This window comes from Moorena sp. SIO3I8, assembly GCF_010692325.1.
Lineage (GTDB): Bacteria > Cyanobacteriota > Cyanobacteriia > Cyanobacteriales > Coleofasciculaceae > Moorena.
In genome coordinates this window covers 1-3,338 of the sequence record NZ_JAAHHW010000246.1, presented here as the reverse complement: position 1 = coordinate 3,338, position 3,338 = coordinate 1, and the positions used below count along the sequence as shown (strand labels likewise).

Sequence of the window (3,338 nt, the reverse complement as noted above, 5' to 3'; positions counted from 1 at the left end):
TACTTGCTTGTGCTGCCCTCAATCCTATGACCCATTTGGGTATGCCTGATAGCTATGCCCATAATGCTTAAAACTGCTCCTGAGAGGGGGAGCATTTTGACCCCTTCATCATTCATGCAACAAAGCCGTTTGCGTTTAAAAAAGAATGAGTTAGTTGAATATCAAAAAAATAGTTGGATTAAATTAAATGATTTAGGTCTAGTACCTGGAGTGTCTTTATTTATTAAAGGAATTAAAGTCACGAATAATCGTGGTTTTATAAGTTTTAATGTTGCCGCTAAATGGAAACGTAAACTTAACGGAGTAGCCCCAAAAGAAGGATGGTTTATTTTGACAAATTTGGATAGCTTAAATTCGGCTATTTCAGCTTACAAACAAAGATTTGATTCGTTGGCGAAGCCTGGCGAGCGAAGCGAGGCATGGAAATGTTTAGAGATTTTAAGACAGGTGGTTATAATTTAGAAAAGACTAACGTTGAAGGTAAACGCTTTATTTATCTAGTTTTATTGATGACTATAGCTTATACTTCTGCAACTATTCAAGGTCATAACATTAAACGTAAAGGAATCCAAAACTATGTGGTTCGTGTAAAATAATCTGGCCGATTGGAGAGAAGACATAGCAGTTTTTACGTTGGTTTATATGGTCAAACCTGGGTTAACTTCAAAGATGTTTGTCTAGAATTAGTAACCGAATTAATGAGACGCGCATCCTAATAAGCGATGCAGCGCGGTCTTGGGGAGGCAGTGCGGTCTTGGGGGTTCCCCCCATGAGCAACTGCCGTGGTTTCCCCCATGAGCGACTGCATCAAGACACGAAAGTATTATCAACGAGGTCTAAGGGCTAGATTACTTATATAGCCAAAAAAGGGATAGTTAGGACATAATGGTAACATATAGCGGTTTGCACTTAACTTAGTTACAATAACAACAATAATAAAAAAGTTTTTTAATTTGTTCTTTAGTCAAATAATCACAACAATCAACTAGACCTTTTTCTAACTCATCTCTAGTCATCGGGACTAATGAACGTAAATATTATTTCAAAATAAACCAAAATTTTTCCCTCGGATTAAAATCGGTAGAATAAGGAGGTAAAAAGAAAACGCTAGCTCCAACTGTAGATAATATTTCTACAACTTTTTGGTTTTTATGGGTGGGAAAATTATCCATAATTACCACAGCGCCAGGCCATAATGATGGTGCTAAAACTGGTTTTCTATAAGTTAGAAAACCTTGAGGATTCATCGAACCATTTAAGGTCATAGTACCTAAGATTGCTTGGTAGGAAAGTGCACTGATTATTGCAGGGTAATCGCATCTAATTTGGTATAAATCGTACTTGACAAACTACAGGGAGTATAGGTATGATAGCCAGTCAGTGTTCAAGGTTGTCCCAGAGCGGATGTTGCGGTTAACCGTTGGATTTGCCAAGATTTGCATTCTCTAGTCAGTCATTATGGCAAAAGGCTTTGTGAAGGCTCAGCAGGAGCGTGAAGCGTTAATCTTGAAAAACAGTGTTCTGAAGCATTTTCAGCACTTGCGAGATCCCCGAGTGGAGCGAACCCAGAAACATTCCTTGGTGGCCATGATCACGATTGCCATTTTGGCGGTGCTCTCCGGTGCCGATGGGTTTGTGGCCATCGAAACCTACGGTAAAGCGTTCGCAAGTGTGGCTGGAGACGTTTTTAGAGTTGCCCAATGGGATTCCGTCACACGATACCTTTGGTCGGGTGTTTGGTCTGCTAGACCCCCAGGAGCTCGAGACGAGTTTCTTGAGTTGGGTCAGCTGTATTACTGAGAAATTAGCCCTGAAGTTGATTCATATCGATGGCAAGACCACCAAAGGCTCCTATGACCGAGCTGGTCAACTGAAGGCGTTACAGAGTGTGAGTGCCTGGAGCAGTGAACATGGGCTGGTTTTAGCGAGCGCAAAAAGTGGAGAGCAAATCCAATGAAATCACAGCAGTGCCGCTCCTGCTGCAATTGCTGAACCTCAAGGGGGCGGTAGTCACCCTTGATGCCATGGGCACCCAAATCGCCATAGCGTAGGCATTTCAAGCAGGCAGAAGGCGACTATGTCTTGGCACTCAAAGGCAACCAGGGTCAGCTCAGCCAACAAGTAGAGGCTTGGTTCGAGCAAGCACAAGCCCACAACTGGCAGGGGATTGAGTACAGCTACGATGAAACCATAGACAGTGGACATCATCGCATAGAAACTCGCCAAGTTTGGGTCGTGCCCGTGAGTCAATTACCACCACTGCCTCGGCAAGGTCAATGGGCGGGCTTAGAGACGGTTGTCATGGTCAAGAGTACCCAGAAGTTATGGAACAAAACCAGGTTTGAAGTACGGTTTTACATTAGCAGCCTGGAAGGCGATGCCCAGCGACACAACTCGGTGATTCGCTCCCATTGGAGTATTGAGAACAGTCTGCATTGGGTGCTTGATGTCACCTTTGGCGAAGATGCTAGTCGGATACCTATGCGGATATGCGGCACAGAACCTGGGATTGTTGCGACGTTTAAGTGTTAGTTTACTCAAGCAGGTACCCTCCAAACAGAGTCTGAAGATGAAGCGTTACCGAGCTGGGATGGACAATAACTCAGTAATGGAAATCCTGGCTGCCAGTGCCGGTAAGTCAGGTGTTAGTCGTAGTTGATCACCACTGAGCAGGTGAGTTGGAAGAGGTAATCGAGGTCTGTGTTCTCGGTCAAGCCCTAGATCATAAACGCCGAACCGGTGCAAGACCACTCAATTAGTTGACTTTGGTCAGTTCAGAGGATAATCAAGTTTTAGGGAGTGTTAGAGCATTTTGAGGGTCGATTTAGATGCGATTACCCTGCTGATTATTGTGATATTTTTCCCTCTGTAATAAGGCCGATAATCGACAACTCTAGTCCCTCTTTTATAACGGCCATAAATGCGCTTTTTACCTAAGTTAAAATTTCATCCAAAAAGACTAGGTTTTTTACTAAAAAATTCGTAATTTTCTGCCAATAAAGACATCTTAATATAGCTACCCTTGACCTTTTGGCTTGACTAGCATATAGCGTTTTTTTTTTCGCGTTATGTTAAGTTTTTTTAAGATTAGACTCAAAGTAGTAATGTGGACAGTAATTTTTTTCTCTTTTTCAAGTATTTCCACCATTTCCGACAGAGTTAATGATGGATGCTCTGACAACATAGATTTGATAAATTCCGTGAATGGTTCTAGGGCGTGTCTGCAAAGTTAAAAGATCACCATGGAACTGTGATCGATATCACCAGCAACAGGAGAAAGAAGATTTCAACTAAAGCCAGAGTAATATAGAGGCAATAGTCAACATCGCTTGATAATT

General features: G+C 42.4%; 1 protein-coding gene and 2 pseudogenes. 2 read left to right on the top strand and 1 reads right to left on the bottom strand.

Translation table 11 applies throughout. The features are described from left to right. Positions 1-132 precede the first annotated feature (132 nt). Positions 133-689 (top strand): annotated as a pseudogene (locus F6K51_RS35650) (IS4 family transposase); the annotation flags it as partial. A 348-nt stretch (positions 690-1,037) separates the two neighbouring features. On the opposite strand, the gene F6K51_RS35645 reads toward F6K51_RS35650, so the two are convergent. Continuing rightward, positions 1,038-1,325: a transposase gene (locus F6K51_RS35645; protein WP_293030485.1), complete on the bottom strand. Its 288-nt coding sequence runs from the start codon at positions 1,323-1,325 to the stop codon at positions 1,038-1,040. A gap of 133 nt (positions 1,326-1,458) precedes the next feature. On the opposite strand from F6K51_RS35645, the pseudogene F6K51_RS35640 reads away from it, so the two are divergent. Further along, positions 1,459-2,659: pseudogene (locus tag F6K51_RS35640) on the top strand (ISAs1 family transposase). Positions 2,660-3,338: the final 679 nt, after the last annotated feature.